Origin of the sequence: Streptomyces sp. NBC_01591, assembly GCF_035918155.1 — a bacterium.
Lineage (GTDB): Bacteria > Actinomycetota > Actinomycetes > Streptomycetales > Streptomycetaceae > Streptomyces.
In genome coordinates this window covers 1,154,943-1,178,865 of the sequence record NZ_CP109328.1, presented here as the reverse complement: position 1 = coordinate 1,178,865, position 23,923 = coordinate 1,154,943, and the positions used below count along the sequence as shown (strand labels likewise).

At 67.9% G+C, this 23,923-nt stretch carries 19 protein-coding genes and 4 pseudogenes; 14 read left to right on the top strand and 9 right to left on the bottom strand.

The window, feature by feature from the left end; genetic code table 11:
- Window positions 1–83: 83 nt before the first annotated feature.
- Window positions 84–1,325, top strand: a complete 1,242-nt coding sequence (locus OG978_RS46915) for an IS110 family transposase (RefSeq protein WP_326769881.1) — start codon at window positions 84–86, stop codon at window positions 1,323–1,325.
- Between the two features lie 23 nt (window positions 1,326–1,348).
- A pseudogene (locus OG978_RS46910) lies at window positions 1,349–1,738 on the top strand (transposase); the annotation flags it as partial.
- 22 nt (window positions 1,739–1,760) lie between these two features.
- On the opposite strand, the gene OG978_RS46905 reads toward OG978_RS46910, so the two are convergent.
- Complete coding sequence (locus OG978_RS46905; RefSeq protein WP_326763299.1) at window positions 1,761–2,156, bottom strand: hypothetical protein; 396 nt, start codon at window positions 2,154–2,156, stop codon at window positions 1,761–1,763.
- A 624-nt stretch (window positions 2,157–2,780) separates the two neighbouring features.
- On the opposite strand from OG978_RS46905, the gene OG978_RS46900 reads away from it, so the two are divergent.
- Entirely contained in the window at window positions 2,781–3,491 is a 711-nt protein-coding gene (locus OG978_RS46900) for a hypothetical protein (RefSeq protein ID WP_326763300.1), read from the top strand.
- Window positions 3,492–3,827: 336 nt separating this feature from the next.
- Here OG978_RS46900 and OG978_RS46895 read toward each other — a convergent pair whose 3' ends face one another.
- Together OG978_RS46895 and OG978_RS46890 are read right to left on the bottom strand one after the other, a co-directional pair.
- Window positions 3,828–4,715 carry an alpha/beta fold hydrolase gene (locus OG978_RS46895; protein ID WP_326763301.1) on the bottom strand — a complete coding sequence of 296 codons (888 nt, stop codon included), beginning with the start codon at window positions 4,713–4,715 and terminating at the stop codon, window positions 3,828–3,830.
- Window positions 4,716–4,717: 2 nt separating this feature from the next.
- A complete protein-coding gene (locus OG978_RS46890; protein WP_326763302.1) occupies window positions 4,718–5,167 on the bottom strand; it encodes a DUF6204 family protein in 450 nt (149 codons plus the stop codon).
- Between OG978_RS46890 and OG978_RS46885 the strand changes: the two genes are divergently transcribed.
- From OG978_RS46885 to OG978_RS46865, 6 genes and pseudogenes are all read left to right on the top strand, one after another.
- The gene (locus OG978_RS46885) at window positions 5,160–5,720 is read left to right on the top strand and encodes a GNAT family N-acetyltransferase (RefSeq protein ID WP_266816616.1); all 561 of its coding nucleotides are present in this window, start codon (window positions 5,160–5,162) and stop codon (window positions 5,718–5,720) included. The two genes, OG978_RS46890 and OG978_RS46885, sit on opposite strands and share 8 nt — an antisense overlap.
- A gap of 422 nt (window positions 5,721–6,142) precedes the next feature.
- The gene (locus tag OG978_RS46880) at window positions 6,143–7,207 is read left to right on the top strand and encodes a 2,3-butanediol dehydrogenase (protein ID WP_326763303.1); all 1,065 of its coding nucleotides are present in this window, start codon (window positions 6,143–6,145) and stop codon (window positions 7,205–7,207) included.
- Between the two features lies 1 nt (window position 7,208).
- A complete protein-coding gene (locus tag OG978_RS48775) occupies window positions 7,209–7,763 on the top strand; it encodes a substrate-binding domain-containing protein (protein WP_442817632.1) in 555 nt (184 codons plus the stop codon).
- Window positions 7,703–8,560: pseudogene (locus tag OG978_RS46875) on the top strand (IS256 family transposase); the annotation flags it as partial. The gene OG978_RS48775 and the pseudogene OG978_RS46875, both read left to right, overlap by 61 nt.
- A gap of 15 nt (window positions 8,561–8,575) precedes the next feature.
- Complete coding sequence (locus OG978_RS46870) at window positions 8,576–9,130, top strand: alpha/beta fold hydrolase (protein ID WP_326770306.1); 555 nt, start codon at window positions 8,576–8,578, stop codon at window positions 9,128–9,130.
- Window positions 9,127–9,375, top strand: coding sequence for an alpha/beta fold hydrolase (locus tag OG978_RS46865; protein WP_326763304.1), 249 nt, complete (start codon window positions 9,127–9,129; stop codon window positions 9,373–9,375). The genes OG978_RS46870 and OG978_RS46865 overlap by 4 nt, the downstream gene beginning before the upstream one ends.
- Window positions 9,376–9,726: 351 nt before the next feature.
- Here the strand turns inward: OG978_RS46865 and OG978_RS46860 are convergent, their stop codons facing one another.
- Window positions 9,727–11,559: an alpha/beta fold hydrolase gene (locus OG978_RS46860; RefSeq protein ID WP_326763305.1), complete on the bottom strand. Its 1,833-nt coding sequence runs from the start codon at window positions 11,557–11,559 to the stop codon at window positions 9,727–9,729.
- A complete protein-coding gene (locus OG978_RS46855; protein WP_326763306.1) occupies window positions 11,556–12,149 on the bottom strand; it encodes a TetR/AcrR family transcriptional regulator in 594 nt (197 codons plus the stop codon). Before OG978_RS46855 ends, OG978_RS46860 begins: the two co-directional genes overlap by 4 nt.
- A 123-nt stretch (window positions 12,150–12,272) precedes the next feature.
- Between OG978_RS46855 and OG978_RS46850 the strand changes: the two genes are divergently transcribed.
- Window positions 12,273–12,599 carry a recombinase family protein gene (locus OG978_RS46850; protein WP_326763307.1) on the top strand — a complete coding sequence of 109 codons (327 nt, stop codon included), beginning with the start codon at window positions 12,273–12,275 and terminating at the stop codon, window positions 12,597–12,599.
- Window positions 12,600–12,629: 30 nt separating this feature from the next.
- Here the strand turns inward: OG978_RS46850 and OG978_RS46845 are convergent, their stop codons facing one another.
- Entirely contained in the window at window positions 12,630–12,884 is a 255-nt protein-coding gene (locus OG978_RS46845) for a hypothetical protein (protein WP_326763308.1), read from the bottom strand.
- Window positions 12,885–12,895: 11 nt separating this feature from the next.
- A complete protein-coding gene (locus tag OG978_RS46840) occupies window positions 12,896–13,801 on the bottom strand; it encodes a PhzF family phenazine biosynthesis protein (protein ID WP_326763309.1) in 906 nt (301 codons plus the stop codon).
- Between the two features lie 62 nt (window positions 13,802–13,863).
- Between OG978_RS46840 and yczR the strand changes: the two genes are divergently transcribed.
- Window positions 13,864–15,231 (top strand): aminotransferase-like domain-containing protein, encoded by a 1,368-nt coding sequence (yczR, locus tag OG978_RS46835; protein ID WP_326763310.1) that lies wholly within the window; start codon window positions 13,864–13,866, stop codon window positions 15,229–15,231.
- A gap of 151 nt (window positions 15,232–15,382) precedes the next feature.
- Window positions 15,383–16,618 carry an IS110 family transposase gene (locus OG978_RS46830; RefSeq protein ID WP_326763311.1) on the top strand — a complete coding sequence of 412 codons (1,236 nt, stop codon included), beginning with the start codon at window positions 15,383–15,385 and terminating at the stop codon, window positions 16,616–16,618.
- Between the two features lie 578 nt (window positions 16,619–17,196).
- On the opposite strand, the pseudogene OG978_RS46825 reads toward OG978_RS46830, so the two are convergent.
- Window positions 17,197–17,421 (bottom strand): annotated as a pseudogene (locus OG978_RS46825) (ISAzo13 family transposase); the annotation flags it as partial.
- 97 nt (window positions 17,422–17,518) lie between these two features.
- The gene (locus OG978_RS46820; RefSeq protein ID WP_326770305.1) at window positions 17,519–20,965 is read right to left on the bottom strand and encodes an ISAzo13 family transposase; all 3,447 of its coding nucleotides are present in this window, start codon (window positions 20,963–20,965) and stop codon (window positions 17,519–17,521) included.
- 185 nt (window positions 20,966–21,150) lie between these two features.
- On the opposite strand from OG978_RS46820, the gene OG978_RS46815 reads away from it, so the two are divergent.
- Both OG978_RS46815 and OG978_RS46810 read left to right on the top strand, forming a co-directional pair.
- Window positions 21,151–22,530 carry an IS1380 family transposase gene (locus OG978_RS46815; RefSeq protein ID WP_326769875.1) on the top strand — a complete coding sequence of 460 codons (1,380 nt, stop codon included), beginning with the start codon at window positions 21,151–21,153 and terminating at the stop codon, window positions 22,528–22,530.
- 218 nt (window positions 22,531–22,748) lie between these two features.
- A pseudogene (locus OG978_RS46810) lies at window positions 22,749–23,918 on the top strand (IS4 family transposase); the annotation flags it as partial.
- Window positions 23,919–23,923: the final 5 nt, after the last annotated feature.

Below are 23,923 nucleotides of genomic sequence, written 5' to 3'. Positions count from 1 at the left end.
GAGCCCTTCCATTAGGGAGACGCGTGCCCCCGCACGGCTGCGACCAGCAGGACACCCCAGACCGAGAGGACGAACACGCCACGATGACCGTCACCTGCGGAATCGACTGGGCCAGCGACCACCACGATGTCGCTCTGATCGACCACGAGGGCACCTTGTTATCCAGGGCCCGAATCAACGACGACCTCGAGGGCCTGCACCAGCTCCTCAGTCTCCTCACCGCTCACGGCGACAGCGCGAACACCCTGATTCCTGTCGCGATCAAGACCTCCCGCGGCCTCCTTGTGGCCTGCCTGCGAGCCACCGGCCGGCCCGTCTACGCGATCAACCCGATGGCCGCCGCACGCTACCGCGACCGGCATACGGTCACCCGCAAGAAGTCCGACCACCTCGACGCCATGGTGCTCGCGAACATCTTGCGCACGGACAAGGCCGCCCACCGGCCGCTGCCCGACGACAGCGAACTCGCCCGCGCTATAGCCGTCCTGGCCCGCGCTCAGCAGGACGCGGTCTGGGACCGCACCCAAGCGGGCAACAAACTCCGCTCCCACCTGCGCGAATGCTTCCCCGGCTTCCTCGCGACCTTCCAGCACAACCGCGAAGGAATCAGCAGCAACGTCGCCCGCGTCCTCCTGGCCGCGGCCCCCACACCCGAACAGGCGGCCAGGCTCACCCGCGTCCAGCTGCGCTCGCTCCTGAAAAGGGCCGGCCGCCAACGCGGCATCGAGGCGGAAGCCGAACGGCTCCGAGACGCACTGCGCATCCCGCAGATGCGCCAGCCTCCGCAGGTCGAGCAGGCCATGGGCCGCCAGGCCATCGCCCTGCTCAGACAACTTGATGCCGCCTGCACCAGTGTCGACGACCTCGCCGAAGCGACGGTGGAGTCTTTTGACACGCACCCGGACGCCGAGGTCATCACCAGCTTTCCAGGGCTCGGGGCTCTCACCGGCGCCCGGGTGCTCGCCGAGATCGGTGACGACCGATCCCGCTTCACCGACGCTAGAGGGCTCAAGGCCTTCGCCGGAGCCGCACCGGTCACCCGGGCGTCCGGCAGGAGCCTCGCGGTCATGGCCCGACGGGTCAAGAACCAGCGTCTGGCCTCGGTCGGCTATGTCTGGGCCTTCGCCAGCCTGACCGCTTCACCCGGAGCCCGGGCCCACTACGACCGGCGGCGAGCCGATGGAGACCGTCACACCGCCGCTCAGCGCAACCTCTTCAACCGCATGCTCGGCTGCCTCCACCACTGCCTTACCAAGCGAACCCGCTATGACGAGCTCGCCGCGTTCCCCGCACCGTCAACCCCACAACTCACCATCGCCGCTTGACAGATCAACTGCATCGGATGTCTCTTTCCCCGGTCCTGACCTCGATGCCCGGAGTCGGGATCAGGACCGGAGCCAGGATCCTCATCGAGGTCGGCGACGGCAGCAGCTTCCCCTCCGCCGCCCACCTCGCCGCCTACGCAGGACTCGCCCCGGCAACCCGCAACTCGGGCTCCTCGATCCGAGGCGAACAACCGTCCCGGAGAGGGAACAAACAGCTCAAACGGGCCTTCTTCCTCTCCGCGTTCGCAGCCCTGGGCGACCCGACCTCCCGGGCCTACTACGACAAGAAGATCGCCCAGGGCAAGCACCACACTCAGGCCCTCCTCTGCCTCGCGAGACGACGAGCCGATGTCCTCTTCGCGATGCTCCGCGACAGCACCTTCTACGAGCCCCAACCCACCCGATCAGCTTGACCGAACACCATGCTGCGAGAGCTCACGAGACGGGCTGATCTGCGACGTCTCGGTACTCGTCCACGAGCCGGAAGAAGGCGTCAAGCGGAGGTTCACCAGGAAGGTTCTCCACAATCGCAGCGTCCCATCCAGTTGCCATCGACCAACCACGGGTCCTGCTGAGCCAAGAGGCAAACCCTCCACTTCCACGATGAAACGCGAACTCCTCATCGGCATCGTGGACCTGAAGAGCGAGGTGGTAGCCGAACATCATCACCGCCAGTTCCTGCAACGAGCTGTTACGCACCCATGCGTTCGGCCGCTGCCGAACGGCTTCCAGCAGGTCATAGACGTCCCGCCACTCTTCAGCAGCGCGTGCCTTCGACTCTCCGCCTGGCACCCCCACCGAATCCCCCTCTCCAGCCGGCATCACCAGCAAGCTAACCCGCCGCCTTGACGAACTACATAGGGGCACCCCCCCGCCTTCACCGCATCCGGACCACGGTGAGGGTGCCGTGCCGGCCGGACCCGGCCAGCACATCCACGACCAGGTCCGTCTCCACCCGCTTATCCGTCTCCACCCGCTTATACGGCTCGCCGCCTGCCGTCCTCTCCCCCACCACGACCGCGCCACTCAAGGCCTCACCGACACGAGTCGCAAGGACAGGTTCCAGGCGCGCGGACATTCGGGCCGGCCCGCCCTCGTCCCGGTCGTGGCCTGCGCCGTCTGCCACAACCGCATTCATTCGGAACAGCCAGCCAGAACATTCACCGTAGTCACTGGAGAGCCGGATGACCGGGAAACCGTCATGTCCGGTTCGGCGGGAGGCCGCGCGGAACAGGACTCGCCCACGGCGAGCACCTCACCGCGCGGCCGACCCAACCTCCTGGCTGACCGGATACCACCGCCTCAACCACCGCTACGAGCGCAAACCAGGCAACTACCTGTCCTGTCTCGGACTTGCCGCCGCCCTCTGCTGCTACAAACGGCTCCTCAAACTGACCATGCAGGAAACGGTCTCAGCAGCGATCACCACCTGGCTGTGAGACTGCCTGCGCTCGCGTGACCATCGTCGCCCCGTTCACGCGTCTCACGCCCTCGTTCGGATTTGTCTATCGTGGTGTCATGCGAGCATCGGATGGTTCGGTCGAGTGGCTTGAGGACTTCATCACTGCGTGGCACGGAGCACGTCAACCGAGCTACGGCCTGACCGAGACGGAACTACCCGACTTCCTCCCAGTACCGCTCCGATGCCTGTATCGCCATGCCGGACGCTGGCCCGGCCCGAATCCGGAGGAGCACTTGCCGGACTCGCCCGGGATCTTCCAACAACAAGATGTGCTCGTACGCGCCGAGGCCCTGAGCCTTCACGACGGAACGGTCGAGTTCCTCAGCGAGAACCAGGACAGCTGGACATGTCGTGTTACAGCCGCCGGTCCAGCGGCACCCGTCGTGCTGAGCAACGCCCACTGGATGTGGGACGACGACTCGGAAGGCGAGTACATGCCGCTGACACCATCTCTCGAACAGTTCCTCACGAGCTTCGTGCTCCAAGAAACGGTCTTCGGATGCCGCAACCTCGCCACCACCAGCGAGCCGGCGACCCCGACCAGTCGATCCCGCTCTGGCTGGACGGCTGGTACGTCTTCGAAGAACCCAGCCACAGCTTCTGGAACGTTGACTCCGCGCTCGTCGCCGACATCAGTGGAACTCGCTGGGTTGGCTGGAACGGTCCAGACGCGCCCTCAGCCGAGCTCGGCAAGCTGCAAATGATCCGAAGCTAGTGTTCTGCACCCATCGACGCCCTCTCACAAGATCCTGACCATACGCGGGCCAACACCGCTTCCCAGGCCTTAGAACCCTTCGTTTCCGCTGGTCAACGACGTATCGAGTCTGTACCACCAGCAGACGAAGAACCTTCTCGTGTCGTACTCACCCCGATCGCCACCCGGTTCCTGGCGTTGCCGTAGAGGAGGCGGATGCGGGCCGGGTGAGGACCAGGGACCGAGCAGCGGAAGGCGTCGCCCTACGTCGGCAGTCGTTGGGCACTACAGACCGAGCGCACTATCTCCGGTCTCGCGGCGTGCTGCTTCGCTGAGCATGTCTTGCTCATGTGCGTGTCGTGTGAGCACCCACGGCGTCGATGATTGCGGGCCAGAGTTCTCGTGGTCGGTCGTGGCCCATGTCGGCGAGCAGGATCAGTTCCGCGCCGGGCACGAGTTCGGCTGTTCGCTTCCCTCCTCTCGGGTCGATGAGGGTGTCGTCGAGGCCGTGGATCACGAGGGTCGGGACGGTGAGGGAGGTAAGTGCTTCGGCGCGCGATCCTCCGAGGATCATCGCTCCGAGCTGACGGCCTGTGCCCGCTGGGTAGTACGCGCGGTCGTAGCTACGGGCGGCGAGTTCTCGGATGCCGTCGATATCGGTGTAACGCCGGGACGCCCAGATGGCTTCTTTCTCGGATGCGTTGATGTATCCGGCACGGTCTGCGGGCTTGGGGCTGAACAGCGCCTGCTGGGCTGCGGGACTGGGTTGTCCGTATTCGGACTCGCCGGTGGAGGACATCATCGAGGTCAGGGTGAGGCACCGCTCAGGGTGGGTGATCGCCATGGTCTGAGCGATCATCCCGCCCATCGACGAGCCGAAAATGTGGGCGCGAGTGATCCCCATGGCGGTGAGCAGGCCCAGGCCGTCGTCGGCCATGTCCTGCAGCGTGTAGGGGATCATCGCTTGAGCAGCGGGGATTTCGCCGGCGCTCACTGTCTCGATGAACCGCGTCATGTCGACCGGATGGGCGTCGAACTTGGTGGACAGGCCGCTGTCGCGGTTGTCGTAGCGGATCACGTAGCGCCCTCGCGCGGCGAGCATGTGACAGAAATCCTCGTGCCAGGAGATCATCTGGGCTCCGAAGCCCATGACCAGCAGGACGGGCGGATCGGCAGCCTCGCCGAAGGTGTCGTAGGCGATGGAAGCCCCGGAAGGGACGTCGGCGATGGGCATGGTCAGTCCTCGTGAACGTGGTGTTGGTCGCGGCGCCCTTGCGGATGGGGGCGTTTGATCTTTACGTCGTCCAAGCAGGTCGTGGTGGTTCTCAGGTGCTTGAACGGGATCTTCTCGGATGTCAGATAGTCGATTGCCATGACTTCGGCCTCCACTGCGGCGAGGTCGTCGGCCTCGACAGCGGTGTCCGCGTCGGCTTCGATGCGACAGCGGAATGTGAATCTGGTCAGGGTCGGTGTGTACGTGAAGGTTCCGTCCTCGGTGAAGGCCGCGAACTGCAGGTCATGTTCGTGCTGCTTGTCGAGCAGGCGTGTGCGGAGCAGCTGTTCGAGCTCATCGAACCGGCCTGTCACCTGAGCTCTAGCGGCATGAGCAACCATCCCTTCGCCGGCCTGCTGCGAATATCCGGTGGCGGGCTCTACTGCCGGTGGTGAAGATCGCGGCATGAACATCTTTCTGGAGACCGATCGGCTCGTGCTGCGCGCGTTCACCGAGGCCGACGTCGACCATCTGTTCGCGCTGGACAACGATCCCGACGTCATGCGCTTCATCAACGGCGGCCGGCCAACGAGCCGCGAGATGATCCAGGCACAGACCTTGCCCAGGCTCCTCCACGAGTACCCGTGCTTCGGGACCCGCGGCTACTGGGCCGCGCAGGAGAAGGACACCGGGGCCTTCCTGGGCTGGTTCGAATTCCGCCCCCTGGACGAACACAGCCCCGCTTTGGTGGAGCTCGGCTACCGGCTGAACAAGGCCGCCTGGGGCAGCGGCTACGCCACCGAGGGATCACGGGCCCTGATCCGCAAGGGATTCATGGAACTCGGGGTGGGTCGGGTGACCGCGAACACCATGACGGTCAACGCGGGATCCCGACGTGTGATGGAGAAGGCGGGCCTGTCCTTTCTCCGCAACTTCACCGGCGACTGGCCGGAGGCGATCGAAGGCTCCGAGCACGGAGAAGTCGAGTACGAACTCACCCGAACCAAGTGGGAGCAACGTTCATAGAAGTCAGCCGCTCAGCTGGAAGTCCAGCGGTTCCGCTCCGAACAGGCAGCCTTGCCCTCAGGCGATCCACAACTCTTGACAATTACTCGGCCGCCCGTCTCGTCCGGGAGACTCATGGCTTCCTGGTCGAGTTCCAAGTCGCCGACGAACGGATGGGCAGGTGGCCGACTTGCAGCCGGATGACCGTGCCTGAGATGACCGGGAGGTCGCCGGCGGGGTGGTCGGCCAGGCCGAGCATCGGCTCAGCAGCGGGTGCAGCCGGTGCGCTTCTCGGGGGCCGCCATGGCCGCCGCGCGTGCCCGACCGTATCGAACCGTATTGTGCATTGATAATGTAAATGCGCCGCGCGAGGCACACACCTCACTCCACGGCAGACCCGACACGAGGTGTGAGCAGAAAATAGACGAAGGAGCCGGCTCAAAGTGAAGGCTGCACGCTACTTCGACCGCGGTGACATCCGCATCGAGGACATCCCGGAGCCCACTGTCCGACCGGGCACGGTGGGCATCGACGTCGCATACTGCGGGATTTGCGGCACCGACCTACACGAGTACCTCGACGGACCGATCTTCGTCCCGCCGGCCGGCCACCCGCACCCGGTCTCGGGTGAGTCCGCCCCCGTGACGCTTGGCCACGAGATGTCCGGCGTCGTGTACGCGGTGGGTGATGGCGTCGAAGGCCTGAAGCCGGGCGACCGCGTCGTCGTCGAGCCCTACATCCTGCGCCCCGACGTCGACACCAGCGAAAATAACCCGACTTATCACATCTCGCCCGATATGAACTTCATCGGGCTGGGCGGGCGCGGCGGCGGGCTCGCGGAGAAAGTCGTCGTCGAGCGCCGGTGGGTCCACCCGGTCGGAGACGTCCCGCTGGACCAGGCGGCCCTCATCGAGCCGCTGTCGGTTGGGTACCACGCGTTCCAGCGCTCGGGCGCGAAGGCGGGCGACTTCGCCCTCGTCGGCGGCGCCGGCCCCATCGGGCTGCTCACCTGCGCGGTGCTCAAGGCGATGGGCGTCGAGGTCGCGGTCACCGAACTCAGCCCGCTGCGCCGGCAGAAGGCGCTGGACACCAAGGTCGCCGACCACGTCATCGATCCCGCCGCCAGCGACGTTGCCGAGGAGGTCCGGCGTCTCACCGGCGGCAAGGGCGCGGACGTCGCATTCGAGGCCACGTCCGTCAACGTCGTCCTCGACACACTGCTGGACGCCGTTAAGCCGGGCGGCGTCATCACCGTCATCTCAATCTGGGGCAAGCCCGCGTCGCTCGACATGCAGAAGCTCGTCCTCAAGGAGGTCGACCTGCGCGGCACGATCGCCTACGTCAACTCCCACCCGCAAACCATCAAGCTCGTGCAGGAGGGGCGCATCGACCTGGCGCCGTTCATCACCAAGACCATCGGCCTGGACGACCTCGTCACCGAAGGCTTCGAGACCCTAATCCACCACAATGAGACGGCCGTCAAGATCCTCGTAGACCCCCACTCCTGACATGCCGACGGACCCGGCCGCGGGTTACCGGGGCTCGTCTCTCCTTCCTCATCCTCATTTGGTTGCAAAATGGTCCCCGATGGACCGTCCCGGCACCGACGCACTCATCTGTGGCCCCGATGGCACCGCCCAAATCGCCCAGCACGCCCTTCAGATGATGGGCCGCGCCATCGGCCAGGACATTCTCCTCGCGGCCTGCGTAGACTCCCCTGGGCTGCCCCTGTGTTCCCCGCCCATCACTACAATCAACCTGCGCCCCCAGCCTTGCGGGCTACCCCGCGATCGTTCCGCAGCAGCCAGCCACCCGGGCCAGATCCTGAAGACCGACGGAGACCGCCTGGCGGGAGATCCGTTGCCGCTTCGCGGGTGTCCCCGACATCTCCGGCACCGTCCCTCCCGCCGCCGGTGCCGGGACCCCACCAAGTGCACCGCCCTGCGCACCGGGCACCGCTTCAAGCGGGACGGACGCCTGACCATGTCCTCCGGCGACTTCGTGCCCGCCAGCAGTTCCTCGGCTCCTCCGCCGGGCTCTCTCCGGCGACGGTCACCCGGCTGACCCAGCAGTGGCAGGCCGATCACGCCGCGTTCATGGACCGTGATCTGTCCGAGGTCGACTATGTGTACATGTGGGCCGACGGCATCCACCTCAACGTCCGCCTGAAGGAGGCCAAAGCCTGCGTCCTGGTGCTCATCGGGGTCCGCGCCGACGGTTCCAAGCAGCTGGTCGCGCTCAAGGATGGTTACCGCGAGTCCGGTGAGTCGTGGGCCGACCTGATGCGGGACTGCGCCCGCTGGGGCATGCGCGCCCCGGTGCTAGCGGTCGGGGACGGTGCCCTGGGCTTCTGGAAGGCGCTGGCCGAGGTGTTTCCCCACCACCGCGAGCAGAGGTGCTGGGTTCACAAAACCGCAAACGTGCTCGACTCCCTACCGAAGTCCGCGCAGCCGGGCGCGAAGAAGGCCATCCAGGACATCTACAGCGCGGAGGACATGCAGCACGCTGAGGCGGCGATCAAAACGTTCGTGCAGCTCTACGGGGCGAAGTTCCCCAAGGCCGTCATGAAGATCACCGACGACCAGGCCGAGCTGCTGACGTTTTACGCGTTCCCGGCCGAGCACTGGATGCATCTGCGGACCACGAATCCGATCGAGTCCACGTTCGCCACGGTCCGGCTGCGGACCAAGGTCACCCGCGGGACCGGCTCCCGCACCGCCGCCCTGGCGATGGTCTTCAAGCTGGTCGAGTCCGCCCGGCAGCGGTGGCGGGCGGTGAATGCGCCCTACCTCGTCGCCCTCGTCCGGGCAGGCGCCCGCTTCGAACGCGGCCGGCTCGTCGAACGGCCGACGCCAGCCGATTACCTGGGGGCCGACGTGGCATGGTCTGAACACGTAGTGGTGCGAGACGGCGTCCGGCTTACCTGCCGGGACTGGGGCGGGCCGGGACAGCCCATCGTGCTGCTGCACGGCTTGGCCGGTCACACGGGTGAATGGGACGTGCTGGCACAACGCTTGAGCTCCGGGTATCGGGTCGTCGCGGTCGACCAGCGCGGGCACGGCGCCAGCGAGCGTCACCCGCGGGACGTCTCCCGCGCCGCCTACGTCGCCGACGTCATCGCCGTTGTCGATCAGCTGGCGCTGCCGCGGCCCGTCCTGGTCGGCCAATCGCTGGGCGGGCACACCGCCATGCTCACCGCCGCCGCACATACCGGGCTCGTCCGCGCGCTCGTGCTCGTCGAGGCCGGCCCTGCGGGGCAAACCCGAACGGCCCCGCGGACATCGGCGGATGGCTCGACTCATGGCCGACACCGTTCCCCTCACGCGAAGCGGCAGCCGCGTTCCTCGGCGGCGGACCAGTCGGCGCAGGCTGGGCGGCCGGGCTGGAGGAACGCGAGGGCGGATGGTGGCCTCGCTTCGACCGGGACGTGATGGTCCGCTCGCTGGCGGAGAACGCCCAGCGTTCCTTCCATCACGAGTGGGGTCAGGTCGCATGCCCCACCCTGGTCGTCCTGGCCCAAACCAGCTTCATCCCCGCGCAGGAAGCCGACGAAATGCTCCGGCAGCGACCCGCCACCATGGCCATGAGCATCCCCGGCACCCGCCACGACCTGCACCTGGAACAGCCTGAAGCCCTGCACACCGTGATCTCGGACTTCTTCAAGGGCCTCGCCTGAGAAACTCAGCCCGGTCATAGCGTCACCAAAGTCAGACTCCGCAGAAAGCCACCGATCCGCAGGCCTTGACGATCACTCCGACATGGACAAGCGCCTCGACCTGGGGATCATAGTGCCCCGCCCCCAAGCCCCGGCGGAGGCCGTCGCCCATTTGACCGTGGAGACACGATGAAGGACTTCGCCGACCTCATCGCCACCCTTGGACGACTAACGTGGCGGGCGCTCGACCTGATGCGTGTCTGCGCCGCTCGCGACCGCGCCGCGATCGTGGAGCATTTCGCGCACCTAGGAGGCGGACCAGTTGGCGTACCCGCCGTGCTCGTCGCACTGCCTCGACTGCCAAGCACCTCGTCACCGCGGTCGTGCGCGTGCCGCCCTGACGCCGGGTTCACTGTGCGAGCCCAGGAAGGCGGTCTGCGAACCGATGGCCTGAGCGACGACTTCTGAGTGCGTCAGCTGAGGATGGTGCCCCGCGCCGGCAACCACTGTCACGGTGGCGTGCGGGAGGGTGTCCAGCAGCGACTGTCCCTCAGCGGTGAGCGGATCGTTGGATCCCAGGACGATGTGGACACGCCCTGGGTAGTGCTGCAGCTTGGCCTGGAGGTCGGCACGCCACTGCGGGTTCGCCGTGGCGGCCAGAAGCCCGGCGGCGGTGGCCCCAACGGTGCCGCGGCGAAGATCCGCGACAGCCGACCGGAGCGCGGCCGCGTGGCCCGTGGCGCCGGTCAGCCGCTCGGCCAGCGCCTCGGGGGGTGTCCGCCTCAGGTACCAGCGGGTCAGGGCCGGCCGCCTGGCGGTGCGGGGCGGGTGCCCCTGCAGGAAGAACGGTGACACCAGCGTGAGTTGATCCACCGCATCGGGATGGGCGGTCGCGGCGTCGACGGCGGCCGCGGCGCCGATGGAGTGACCCACCAGGTGACGGGCACCGGTCTCGGTGACCAGCGCGGTCAGCCAGGACTGCCAGTCCTCGCGGCGTCCGGCGCTCATACCCAACCCCGGCAGGTCGACGGCGCGCGCGTGCCCGACCGCCGTAACGACCGGCGCCCAGGTGTCGGCGTTGACCGGCAGACCGGGCAGCACCACCGTGGGTGCGCCTGCCTTGCCGAGCTCGAAAGTCCGTATCCCGCCCAGCTTGGTGAATCGTCTGTCACCTGCGGGGGCGTCGCCGAAGCGGTGGGCTGCAAGGTGGTCGGCCCAGCGGCGGATCGTCGTGGCGGTGTCCGGCATGGCCAGCCCGTGCCGGGCGGCGAAGGCACGGGCCGAATCGGTCGGGTAGCGGTCGGTCGACAAAAACGTCACGGTCTCCGGATCAGCCTTGGTGAGCCACTGGGGCAGCCGCTTGAGCAGGGACACCGGGACCCGTGTCCTGGGTGCCTTGACCCCGTAGTGCTCCGCTATGAGCGTGAGCAGGTCGGGCAGTGCGGGCGTGCCGTCGTCCAGCGTCCAGTACGCAGTGCGGTGGGTGGCCTCGTCCATCGGAAGCAGCGTCATGAAACGGGCGAGGTAATCGACCGCGACCACGGGGACGAACGTGTGCCCGTTGCCCGGGAGCACGGGAAGCGAGCCGTGCCAGAGGTCTTTCACATTGGAGGCGAGTCCGAGGTACTGGTCGGACTCCCCGGTGGCGCTGTCGCCGATTACGCTGGCCGGGTTGACGATGGACCAGGGGACACCCAACTGCCCTGCCAGATCCTGGAAGACGGCGTCCGCCTCGGCCCTGGACGCCTCGTAGGCGCCCAGGGCCCGGTAGGTCTCCTGTCGATACTCCTCGCTCCACGGGGCGGCGTCCTGCCCGCCCACGCGGTATCCGGAGACCTGAACCAGGCGGCGCAGGTTCGGCAGCCGCGCCCCGAACGCGACGACCGCGCGGACGCTGCCAACGTTGGCGCGACGCGCCTCATCCACCGACATGCCGAACCGGTAGGCGCCGGCGCAGTTGTAGATCTCGGTGATGTCGTCGCACTCGCCGTCCATCAGTGACGCCTTGGCGAAGTCGACCCGGAGGTCGATCGGGACCTGGTCATACCCGCGCCCGGCCAGCCACCGAGTCAGCCGCTGGTAGGACTCATGGCTCCGGCTGGCCGCGCTGACTCGAACGCCGGCCTGGCCGAGCGCGAGTACCAAGTGGCGCCCGATGAAGCCGCTCGCACCCAGCACCAGTGCATGCCGGTCCTCCGGGCTCATGCCGAAGCCTCCGCGCTCTGTTCCAGCAGCACGGCGATCGCCTGGGCGGCGCAGTGCAGCGGCTCGGTGGACCGCTGGGCACGCGAGACGATCACCGCTCCTTCCACCATGCTGACCACGGCTGTCGCCAGGGCTCGGGCGACGGGACGAGGGTGGCCGTGCGCACTGAGCAGGTCACTTACCGGCGCGATCCATGACTCGAAGGCACGGGCGCAGGCGTCTCGCAGACGTTCGCTCTGCGCACCCATCTCCAGTGTCACCACCGAGACCGGGCATCCCAGCTGGAAGCCGCTGTCGTTGAGTATCCCGGCCAGTTCGTCGATCACACGGCGTACCACCTCACCCGGCGTGGCCGACCCTCGCGCCGAGTCGGCGACGAGAGAGCCAAATCGCGCGGCCGCCAGCTCGACGGCCTTCTCTCCGAGGGCCTCCTTCCCCTGGGGGAAGTGGAAGTAGAGCGACCCTTTCGGGGCACCCGCGTGCTCCACCACCGTGTTGAGTCCCGTGCCGCTATAGCCGTGCCGCTGGATCAGTTCCAGCATCGATTCCGCCAGCCGCGAGCTGGTCCTGGCTCCCTTGGTTCCATCCATGACTCAAGAATAGACCGGTCTATAGATTTTGTGAAGCGTCTCAAGCTTGTCGCAGCGATGTCCACGTCGGAGTCAAAAGCGGGAGTGGCGGGTGCTTCATGAGTGGACCGAGCTGCCCGGCCGGTGAGCGCCGGCGCTGAACCGGCCGGGCACGTCCGTCTCGGCTACGCACGGGCCTCGACTGCCCGGCAGTCCCTCGACGCACAGCTTGACTCCCTCGCCGAGACCGGGGTGACGCGGGTCTTCTCGGAGAAGATCTCCACCCGCGCCACCCGGCGCCCCGAGCTGGAGGCCGCCGTGAAGCTCGCCGGGGAGATCCGCTCCTCCGGCGTCGCCGTGACCCTCGTCGTCCACGAGCACAAGCGGCACGGCCGCGGCATCGAACTCGCCATGCTCGCCGAGGAACTGAAGGCGAGCGACATCGGCCTGGAGTTCCTCCCGGAGAACTGAAGGGCTCCCACGACCCCTCCAGCATCGAGTTCACCGCGCTCCCGGCCATGTCCGGGATGGAGCAAACACCAGCCCCACCGATGCGCCGGCATCCCGCATGACGTGCAGGTGGGCGGTCTTGACATGGGAGTCCCCGCCGTCGGCGACGGGCAGTACCGCCGACGGCGCCCGGGCGCCGTCGGCGGTACTGAACGCGTTGAAGGCGTCGGCGACCGGCTCCGCGAGGTCGGTGAGGTCCACGACCGCGCGAATACGGTCGGCCGTGTGAAGGGGAAAGCTGGGCATGGCAATGGTCCTCACTCGGGCAGGGCGTCCAGGGTTCCCCGGGCCACCATGCTCACGTCACCGCCGACCCGGATGTTGTGCAGCGCGTCGGGGCGTCCCTGCGGCAGGACGGTGAGCCGGCTCGGACGGCCGGTGAAACGCCCCTGCCCCAGGGTGAACTCCTCCTCGACGGGCACAACGCCGTGCAGAGCCAGGTACGCGCCGACGCAGCCCGCCGCACTGCCGGTCGCGATGTCCTCCAGAACGCCGTCGTTGTTCCAGTGGCGACCTTCCAGTGCCTCGATGTCGAGCACGTACGCGAACTGCGCGCCGTACCGCCCGACGAGCTCCGCGAAGTCGCTGCGGACGATCCTCGCCTCGGCCAGACCCGCCACCACCGGCACGATGAGATAGCGCAAGCCGGTGGAGACGACACACAGGGGAAGGTCGGCGAGTGCCCGGGTGGGCAGATTCAGCGCCGCGGCGATCTCCGTCCTGTCCTCCGCCGGTACAGTCGCAAGGAATTCCGGCGCTCCCTGGTCGAGTTCCGCGTGGTACCCGGTGGCGGTGCGCCGGGTCGTCACCTCGACGGTCCCGCCGACCAGGCGCAACGTCCAGCGCCGCAGGCCCCGGCCGCCGTCACGCTCGTGAAGGACGGCGGCCGCGCCCAGGACCGGATGTCCGGCGAAGTCGAGTTCCTCGAAGAGGTCGAACACCCGGGCGGTGACGTCCTGGCTCTCATCCTCACCGCGCAGGAAGATCGTCTCGAAGTGCCGGAGTTCCTGGGTGATCGCGAGCATCTGTGCGGCGGAGAGGCCGGGGACGTCGGGAAAGACGGCAAGGGAGTTGCCGGTGAACGCCTTGCTGGCAAACACATCGACATGGCGGTAGTGCAGGGGCGTGTGGTCTTCAGGACTGATGCGGTAGTGGCTGGTCACGGCTCGACGCTAGGGCGAGACCATCCATCCGGTCATGGTCCAATCCCAATAAAGTGGCCTACGTGAATGGCACGGTGTGGCACGTCCCGGCGTCACGGTTCTTCCAGTTGCTCGGCAACTGGCTCGCCGGCGACGGACCGCTCGCACGACGGTTGGCCGATGCCGTGGAGAAGGCCATCCGCGACGGTCGGCTTCCTCTCGGGGCGCGGCTTCCCGCCGAACGCCTGCTCGCCGGCGAGTTCGGTCTCGCTCGGGGCACCGTGACGATGGGCTACCAGATCCTGCGCGCCGAGCAACTGATCGTTACCCGGACCGGCTCCGGCAGCACCGTCTCCCTGCCCCGGCTGCACGAGCGCCTCTCGCCCTGGGCCAGCGACCGGGGCGAAGCAGGCAAGAACGGGGCACCGCTGGACCTCACCATCGCGGAACCCGCGGCACCCTTCGGCGAACTGCTCCAGGCCGTGAGGGAAGCGACCGACACGCTGTCCGCCACACTGTTGCGCGCCCCCTCTGAAGGCGCCGGTCCGTCGGCGCTGCGCACAGCCATCGCCGACGCCTACGAGGCCCAAGGGCTCGCGACCGACAGCGGGCACCTCCTGCTGACCAGCGGCGCCGATGTCGCGCTGAGCCTGCTCAGCGCGGCATACCTGCGGCCGAACAGCAGAGTCGTCCTGGACTCCCCCACCTATCCGGGCGCGCTCGCCCTGTTCCGGGGCGCGGGTGCCCGGCTGGTCTCCCAGCCCCTCACCCCCACCGGCTGGGACGTCCCCGCCATGGACCGTACTCTCGCGACTGCCCGGCCGTCCCTGACTTACCTGATCGCGGATTTCCACAACCCGACGGGCCTGTTGATGGGCAAGGAGGAGCGCGCCGAACTGCGCCGGCGGTTGCACGCCCACGACACCTTGGTCGTCTTCGACGAGACCATGCGGGACTTGGACCTGCGCGAGGGAGCCGCGCCGCCGCCGCGTATCACGTCATGCGCCGGTGACCGGCACGTCGTGTACGTGGGTTCCTTGAGCAAGTCCTTGTGGCCGGGCCTGCGCGTAGGTTGGATCCGGGCCCATCCCGACGTCACCCGGCGGCTGGCGGCGCTCCCGCTCGCGGCCGCGCTCGCCCCCTCGCCGTTCGACCAGCTCGTCGCCGCCCGGCTCCTGGAGCGCCAGCGGACGGTCCTCGGCCGCCGACGCGCCCAACTCAGGTCCCAGAGAAACTACTTGGTCGCGCGACTCGCAGGTCTTCCGTGGTGTTGTTTCCCGGTCCCGCAGGGCGGTCGGTCCCTGTGGCTCATGCTCCTCGACGCCGCCCCGTTACCTTTTCTGTGGCCCCGAAATGGGGCGCCTGGCCCCCGGGTCCGGTATGGCTGTGTGCCCCCTGTCGAAGTCGATGACCTGGGGGGTGTTGCCGCCGGGCTTCGGGGCACCGCTTGACCGCTGATGAGGGGCCTGACGACTGCCTGGTCCGGTGCAACGCCGGACCTCTTCACGGGCGGGATGTCTGCGTAACGTGGTTGCCGGCGTGTGGTGCCGCAGGGACGGCCGGGACGGATGCGAAAGGCACGACCGAAGAGGGGCATCGCGCATGGCCGACACCGTCATCGATATCTCCGGCATAGGTCTGTTCCTCGGCCTGGACCTGGGCAAGGAGTTCCACCACGCCCGCGGCCTGACCGGGCAGGGCAAGACCGTCCACGACAAGAAGCTGCCCAACACCGAGGCCCGCCTGCGGGAGTTGTTCGACAAGCTCAGGGCCAAGTTCGGCACCGTCCTGGTGATCGTGGACCAGGTCGCCAACATCGGCGCGCTGCCACTGACCGTGGCCCGCGCGACCGGCTGCCGGGTCGCTTACCTGCCGGGACTCTCGATGCGCCGGGCCGCCGACCTCTACCCGGGCGAAGCCAAGACCGACGCCCGCGACGCCTTCGTCATCGCCGACACCGCCCGGACCATGCCGCACACCCTGCGCGCGGTGGACCGCGACGACGAGAAGCTGGCCGAGCTGACCATGCTCACCGGCTACGACAACGACCTGGCCGGCGAGGTCAACCGCACCTCCAACCGGCTGCGCGGCCTGCTCTCCCAGATCCATCCCACCCTGGAGCGGGTGGTCGGCCCCCGGCTGGGCTACCCCTACATCCTGGCCCTCCTTGAACGGCACGGCTCCCCGGCCAGGCTGAAGAAACTGGGCCACGCCCGCTGCGAGGCCCTGCTCAAGGCGCACGGCTCGCGCAAGGCCCACCACCTCACCGCGGAGATCTTCGACGCGCTTGCCGAGCAGACCGTCATCGTGCCCGGCACCGAGGCCAGCGCGCTGATCGTGCCCGGACTTGCCGCCCAGCTCGCCGCCGCCCACACCCAGCGCCGCCAGGCCGAGCAGGAGATCGCCGCCCTGCTGGAGGCCCTCCCTCTTTTCCACCTCCTGACCTCCATGCCCGGCATGGGCGTCAGGACCACCGCCGCCGTGATCGTCGCCATCGGCGACGGCACCACCTTCCCCACCGCAGGACACCTCGCCTCCTACGCCGGACTCGCCCCCGCCACCAAGTCCTCGGGCACCTCCATCCGTGGCGAGCACGCACCCCACCGCGGCAACCGACTCCTCAAACGCGCCCTCTTCCAGGCCGCGTTCGCCGCGATCGGCTGCAAATCCGACCGCTCCTCCCGCACCTACTACGACCGTCAACGCGCACGCGGCAAGACCCACACCCAAGCGATCCTCCGCCTGGCCCGCCAACGTGTGAACGTCATCCACGCAATGATCCGCACCGGGGCCCTCTACGAACCACGAACCCCCGGCGACATCGGCCTCGCGGCCTGACAGCACCACCGCCCCTCCCTTCCTGACCCCATCACGCGCGCACCGGCACGGCCACCCCCGCCGTGCCGGCCACCGGGCTGCCCATCAGGCACCCGATCCGCCGGGAACGTCCCGCTTCGCGGGACGTTCCCAAAAACCAGCACCAACTCCCACGAACCGACCCTGACAGGGTTGACGAAACAGATAGGGGCACCCCCCCCGCCGGTTGGCCGACCTGGCGGCCACGCGCAACCTCGCCCTCACTCCGGGCTTCCACTTCTCTCCCGACGGCGCTCTGGATCGCTATCTGCGGCTTCCCTTCACCCTTCCGCCCGAGGCACTCGGCACCGCGGTCGCTACTACACCGACGGCACCCTGGAGGCGGAGCGCCTCGTGGAGCTGGAGGCATTGGGGATGGTCTGGGCCGAGCGGGACGCGGCCTGGGCGGACGGGGTGGCCGCGGCCCGGCTCTACACCGCCGCCCACGGCCACTTCCTCCCGTCGACCAGTGCGGTGTGGGCCGACTACCCGATCGGGGTCTGGGCCAAGAACGCCCGCACAGCGGCCCGCCGGGCCGCCGAGAACGACGAGCTGCGCGCGGCCGGGCGGTTGCCACCACCGGGCCGGCGAACCCACCCCAACGGCGCCTCTCCGGAGTCCAGTTCCCGCACCCCGAGCGACACAGTGGCCTCCCGGACGCCGACGGCACGGGCGACCGCCCGGATCCCGCCGTGACCGAGCGACCGGGCCTCCGCCCCTATCAACAGACGACGCTGCCGCTCGTCGAGATGCGGCAGAATCGCCCCGAACTTGGCTGACAACACGGCTGTTGCTCTTCCAACCCACCCATGCCAGACCAACGAACCACCGAGCGGAAAGCCACGGGTAAAAGATCTGCACGCCCTAAGGGCTCGTAAAGAATCAACACGTTGGTTTGGTCTCTGTCGTGAGGGTCGCGCCGTGTGCGGTGGCGTGGACGAGGAGTCCTGCCAGGGTGCTGAGGTGTGCTGCTGGGGGCTGGGGTGTGTGCGCGTGCTGGTCCATCAGTCGTCGGATCTCGCTGGTGGTGTGGCGGATGGTGTCCTTGCTGACGGCGAAGAGGTGGGCCAGCACGGTAGGCGGCAGAGCGAGGTTTTGTTGCAGCACGGTGGCCAGGACCCGGTCGGCCAGGTCGAGTTTGGCTTTGCGGCCGCCGCCCGGGGCCCGGCGCCGGGTGCCGCCGTCGCGTCGGGTGGCCGGGTCCTGTTTCTGCAGCGCCTGCCAGCCAGGGGTCAGGGTCTCGGTCAGCTCGGCCAGTGCGGTGCAGGTCATGCCGGTCAGCGCGGGATGTGACAGGGCACCGCGGTCGAAGACCGCCGCCGGCCCGGGCGTCGGCCTGGTGGGGTCTGCCGGGCTGGCGGGGTGGGGGTGCACGGTGTAGTTCCATTCGCCGTGGAAGGCATGTCCGGTGACCGGCGCCGCGTTCAGCTCGGTGTCGCTGACCTTCACACCGGTGGGATAGGTGCCGGTGTCGAGTTCGGCGTGGACGGTGAGACCGGTGCGGGTGGTGGTCGCGGCGATGGACTGCACGACGACCTCGTGGCTGTTCAGCGCTCTGCCGCGCCAGTTCATGGTGATCGCGGAGAACAGCCGATGCTCCACCTTGTTCCACTTCGATGTGCCCGGCGGCATGTGGCAGACCGTGACGGCCAGGCCGGTCCGGGCGGCGAACGCGGCCAACTCGGTCTTGAAGGCCCGGGTGCGGTAGCCGTTGGAGCCGCCGGCATCGGCAGTGATCAACAGACGTCTGGCCTGCGGGTAGTCGAGGCGTCCTTGCCCGTTCCACCAACGGCGGATCGATTCGACCGCGAAGGCTGCGGTGTCGTGATCCGTACCGACATTCACCCAGCCGGTGTCCGCCGCCAGATCGTAGATGCCATAAGGCAGGGCCTTGCCCAGTGCATCGCTGGGGAAGTCATGGACGTCAACCCGCACGGGTTCACCGGCCGGCCGCCATTGACGTCCCGCATTCTTGAAATCCCCGACGACTTCCTTCTTTTTCGTGTCCACACTGACCACCGGCTCGCCCTCCGCCTGATGGTCCTTGACCTGGTCGTTGATGTACCGGAACTGCGCGTCCCGGTCGGGGTGCTGAGCGCCCTCAAGGGTCTTGGCATTGGCCTGCAGACTGAAACCGTTCTCCCGCAGCAGCCTGCCCACGGTCGGCGCCGACGCGGTATGGCCCTGCCGCGTCAGCTCCCCGGCCAGAGACCGCAGCGACTTGGTCGTCCACCGCAGCGGCGACATCGGATCCCCCCGCTCATCCGGCTCGACCAGCGCCAGCAACGCCGGAACGAGCAGCCGGTCAAGCTTCTCGGCGCTCTTGCGACCGCCGCCGTCCCGGCGGACCCGGCCATCGGGCAGTGGGTCCTCACCGCCCTCCAACTCGAAGACACCCTTCCGCACCGTCGTCTCGCTCACCCCTGCGGCACGCGCGACGGCCCGGACCCCACCGTGCCCCAGCAGCCGGGCCTCGGCGGCCAGCGCCAGCCGCTGCTGCCGCTCATTCAGATGAGGGAACAACACTCCGAATCTCAGGGCAAGTTGGTCACGAACCTCACTCGGTATGCGCATACCACACCAACGACAGGGAGACCGTGAAGCAACGTGTTGATTCTTTACGAGCCCTAAGGGCTCGTAAAGAATCAACACGTTGGTTTGGTCTCTGTCGTGAGGGTCGCGCCGTGTGCGGTGGCGTGGACGAGGAGTCCTGCCAGGGTGCTGAGGTGTGCTGCTGGGGGCTGGGGTGTGTGCGTGCTGGTCCATCAGTCGTCGGATCTCGCTGGTGGTGTGGCGGATGGTGTCCTTGCTGACGGCGAAGAGGTGGGCCAGCACGGTAGGCGGCAGAGCGAGGTTTTGTTGCAGCACGGTGGCCAGGACCCGGTCGGCCAGGTCGAGTTTGGCTTTGCGGCCGCCGCCCGGGGCCCGGCGCCGGGTGCCGCCGTCGCGTCGGGTGGCCGGGTCCTGTTTCTGCAGCGCCTGCCAGCCAGGGGTCAGGGTCTCGGTCAGCTCGGCCAGTGCGGTGCAGGTCATGCCGGTCAGCGCGGGATGTGACAGGGCACCGCGGTCGAAGACCGCCGCCGGCCCGGGCGTCGGCCTGGTGGGGTCTGCCGGGCTGGCGGGGTGGGGGTGCACGGTGTAGTTCCATTCGCCGTGGAAGGCATGTCCGGTGACCGGCGCCGCGTTCAGCTCGGTGTCGCTGACCTTCACACCGGTGGGATAGGTGCCGGTGTCGAGTTCGGCGTGGACGGTGAGACCGGTGCGGGTGGTGGTCGCGGCGATGGACTGCACGACGACCTCGTGGCTGTTCAGCGCTCTGCCGCGCCAGTTCATGGTGATCGCGGAGAACAGCCGATGCTCCACCTTGTTCCACTTCGATGTGCCCGGCGGCATGTGGCAGACCGTGACGGCCAGGCCGGTCCGGGCGGCGAACGCGGCCAACTCGGTCTTGAAGGCCCGGGTGCGGTAGCCGTTGGAGCCGCCGGCATCGGCAGTGATCAACAGACGTCTGGCCTGCGGGTAGTCGAGGCGTCCTTGCCCGTTCCACCAACGGCGGATCGATTCGACCGCGAAGGCTGCGGTGTCGTGATCCGTACCGACATTCACCCAGCCGGTGTCCGCCGCCAGATCGTAGATGCCATAAGGCAGGGCCTTGCCCAGTGCATCGCTGGGGAAGTCATGGACGTCAACCCGCACGGGTTCACCGGCCGGCCGCCATTGACGTCCCGCATTCTTGAAATCCCCGACGACTTCCTTCTTTTTCGTGTCCACACTGACCACCGGCTCGCCCTCCGCCTGATGGTCCTTGACCTGGTCGTTGATGTACCGGAACTGCGCGTCCCGGTCGGGGTGCTGAGCGCCCTCAAGGGTCTTGGCATTGGCCTGCAGACTGAAACCGTTCTCCCGCAGCAGCCTGCCCACGGTCGGCGCCGACGCGGTATGGCCCTGCCGCGTCAGCTCCCCGGCCAGAGACCGCAGCGACTTGGTCGTCCACCGCAGCGGCGACATCGGATCCCCCCGCTCATCCGGCTCGACCAGCGCCAGCAACGCCGGAACGAGCAGCCGGTCAAGCTTCTCGGCGCTCTTGCGACCGCCGCCGTCCCGGCGGACCCGGCCATCGGGCAGTGGGTCCTCACCGCCCTCCAACTCGAAGACACCCTTCCGCACCGTCGTCTCGCTCACCCCTGCGGCACGCGCGACGGCCCGGACCCCACCGTGCCCCAGCAGCCGGGCCTCGGCGGCCAGCGCCAGCCGCTGCTGCCGCTCATTCAGATGAGGGAACAACACTCCGAATCTCAGGGCAAGTTGGTCACGAACCTCACTCGGTATGCGCACACCACACCAACGACAGGGAGACCGTGAAGCAACGTGTTGATTCTTTACGAGCCCTAACCTCGCGCTTTCATGAGCGTGCTCGTCCATGCCTTGATCAAATAAGCAGAGAGTGCTTCTGACCTGCAACGATGGGACTTGTCTAGGGTCCTGTTGGCTGCACGGAAAGAAGCACTCTCCAGGTGAGTAAGCGTATCGGGTTGTACCCACGTGTCCGCGTCGAGGGCGGCGGCAGAGGGGCGGTCTCGCAGGCCGGGGCGGTGCTGCTGGTCGAGACGGTCCGCACGTTGGGCCTGGACGATGCGATATCGGCGGCGCTGGCGCCCTGGCGCAAGCCGCGGACGATGCATGATCCGGGCAAGGTCCTGCTGGATATCGCACTCGCGACGGCTCTGGGCGGGGACTGCCTCGCTGATGTCGCCATGCTGCGGGCCGAGGCCGACGTGTTCGGTCCAGTGGCATCGGACCCCACGGTCTCCCGGCTCATCGACGCGCTCGCCGCGGCCGGGCCGAAGGCGCTCACCGCGATCCGCGCGGCACGAGCCGAAGTGCGCACGCGAGTATGGGAGTTGGCCGGTGAAGACAATCCGGCCGCCGGTGGCAGCGTGATCGTGGACATCGACGGCGTGCTGGTGCTTGCGCACTCCGAGAAGCAGGACGCCACCGCGACCTGGAAGAAGACCTTCGGTCACCATCCGCTCGTTGCGTTCGTCGACCACGGCCAGGCCGGTTCCGGGGAACCGGTGGCCGCGCTGCTGCGGCCTGGCAACGCAGGCTCCAACACCGCGAGCGATCACATCGAAACCACCCGCCTCGCCCTGGCCCAACTGCCCAAACACCTGCGGCGGGGACGGCAGACGCTGGTCCGCACCGACTCCGCCGGCGGCACCCACGCCTTCCTCGACTGGCTCTCCCGCCGCGGCCGGTGGCTGTCCTACTCGGTCGGAATGACCATCACCGACGCCATCCACCAGGCTGTGCTGAAGATCCCGAAACGGGCCTGGACACCGGCCTACGACTCCGACGGCACCGAACGGCCCGGCGCCTGGGTCGCAGAGATCACCGACATGCCCGACCTGAGCACCTGGCCCAAGGGCATGCGGCTGATCGTCCGCAAGGAACGGCCACACCCCGGCGCCCAGTTGCGCTTCACCGACGTTGACGGGCTGCGACTGACCTGCTTCGCGACCAACACAAAGGGCGGCCAGCTCGCCGACCTCGAACTGCGTCACCGCAGGCGGGCCCGCTGCGAGGACCGCATCCGAAACGCCCGCGATACCAGCCTGCGCAACCTGCCCCTGCACGACACAGCCCAGAACCGGATCTGGCTGGAGATCGTCTCCATCGCGCTCTACCTCCTCGCCTGGATGCCGATGCTCGCCCTGACAGGCGAAACCCGCCGTTGGGAGCCGAAGCGCCTCCGCCTCCGCTTGTTTTCCGCCGCCGCCCAGCTCGTGAACACCGGCCGCCGCCGCTGGCTCCGCCTGGCCGCCCGATGGCCCTGGACATCCGTGATCACCAGCGCCATGGACCGGCTCCAGGCCCTACCGAACCCCGGCTGACCAGTAAATTCACCCGTCCCAACAACCTGCACGACCACCCCGGGAGTGGAACCCGGCGCCCACCCGACGCGACAACCGGGCCACCAACATGCCCTCGCACATCCGCAACAGCAAAACGGCCCGACGGAAGAACCGACGGACCGTCATGCAAGATCGAGGCTAAGCTTGGCTTAAACCCAATACCGTTCAGTTAAGGGTCAGGGCGGTACTGTGGGGGCATGCCGCGTTCTGGTTGGGTGAAGCCGTCTTCTGGTGTCCGGTTGTCGGATTTGGTGTCTGTGGGGTTGCTGACGCGGGTGTTTCCCGCGGACGTGGTTGACGCGGTGATCGAGGAGGCGGGGCGTACTGAGCGGCGTCGCCGGTCGTTGCCCGCACGGGTAATGGCGTACTTCTCGATCGGGATGGCGCTGTATTCCGATGACTCGTACGAGGATGTGTTCGCGCAGCTCACGGACGGGCTGTCGTGGGCGTCGGGGTGGTCCGAGTCGTTCCCGCCGCCGTCGAAGTCGGCGATCTTCCAGGCCAGGTCTCGTTTGGGGTTCGAGCCGGTGCGGGATCTCTTCGCGCGGGTCGCACGTCCGCTGGCGGGGCCGGGCACGCCGGGGTCGTGGCTGGCGGGGCGTCGTCTGGTGGCGGTCGATGGGACGTGCCTGGACGTGGCGGACACGTCAGTCAACGCAGAGTTCTTCGGGCGGCCCGCTTCAAGCCGAGGGGAGCGGGCCGCGTTTCCGCAGGCCCGCCTGGTGGCATTGGCTGAATGCGGCACCCATGCGGTCTTCGACGCTGTTACCGGCCCGTGCGGTGTGTCGGAGATGGAGTTGTCCCGGCAGCTCGTCGGGCGGCTGGAGCCGGGCCAGCTGGTCCTGGCCGACCGGGGTTTCTACGGGTTCCGCCTCTGGCAACAGGCCGCAGCCACGGGCGCGGATCTGCTCTGGCGAGTGAAGACGAACCTGAGGCCCCGGTACCTGGAAACCCTGGCCGACGGGTCGTGGCTGGCCCGGATCGTCCCGACATCGGGAACGAACCGGGCCACGACGGATCCACTCACGGTCAGAGTGATCGACTACACGATCGATGACGGCCGGGACAACCCCGAGGAATACCGGCTGCTGACCACGATCCTCGACCCTGCCGAGGCCGGCGCCGAGGACCTCGCAGCCGCCTACGCCCAACGGTGGGAAATCGAGACCACCTTCGACGAGCTGAAGACCCACCAGCGCGGGCCCCGCGCGGTACTGCGCTCGAAGGCCCCCGACCTTGTCCAGCAAGAAATCTGGGGACACCTGTGCTGCCACTACGCCATTCGCACCCTGATGGCCGACACCGCCGCCCACGCCGGCCACGACCCCGACAGAGTCTCCTTACGCGCTTCGAGTACTGCAAGGCGAGTGGA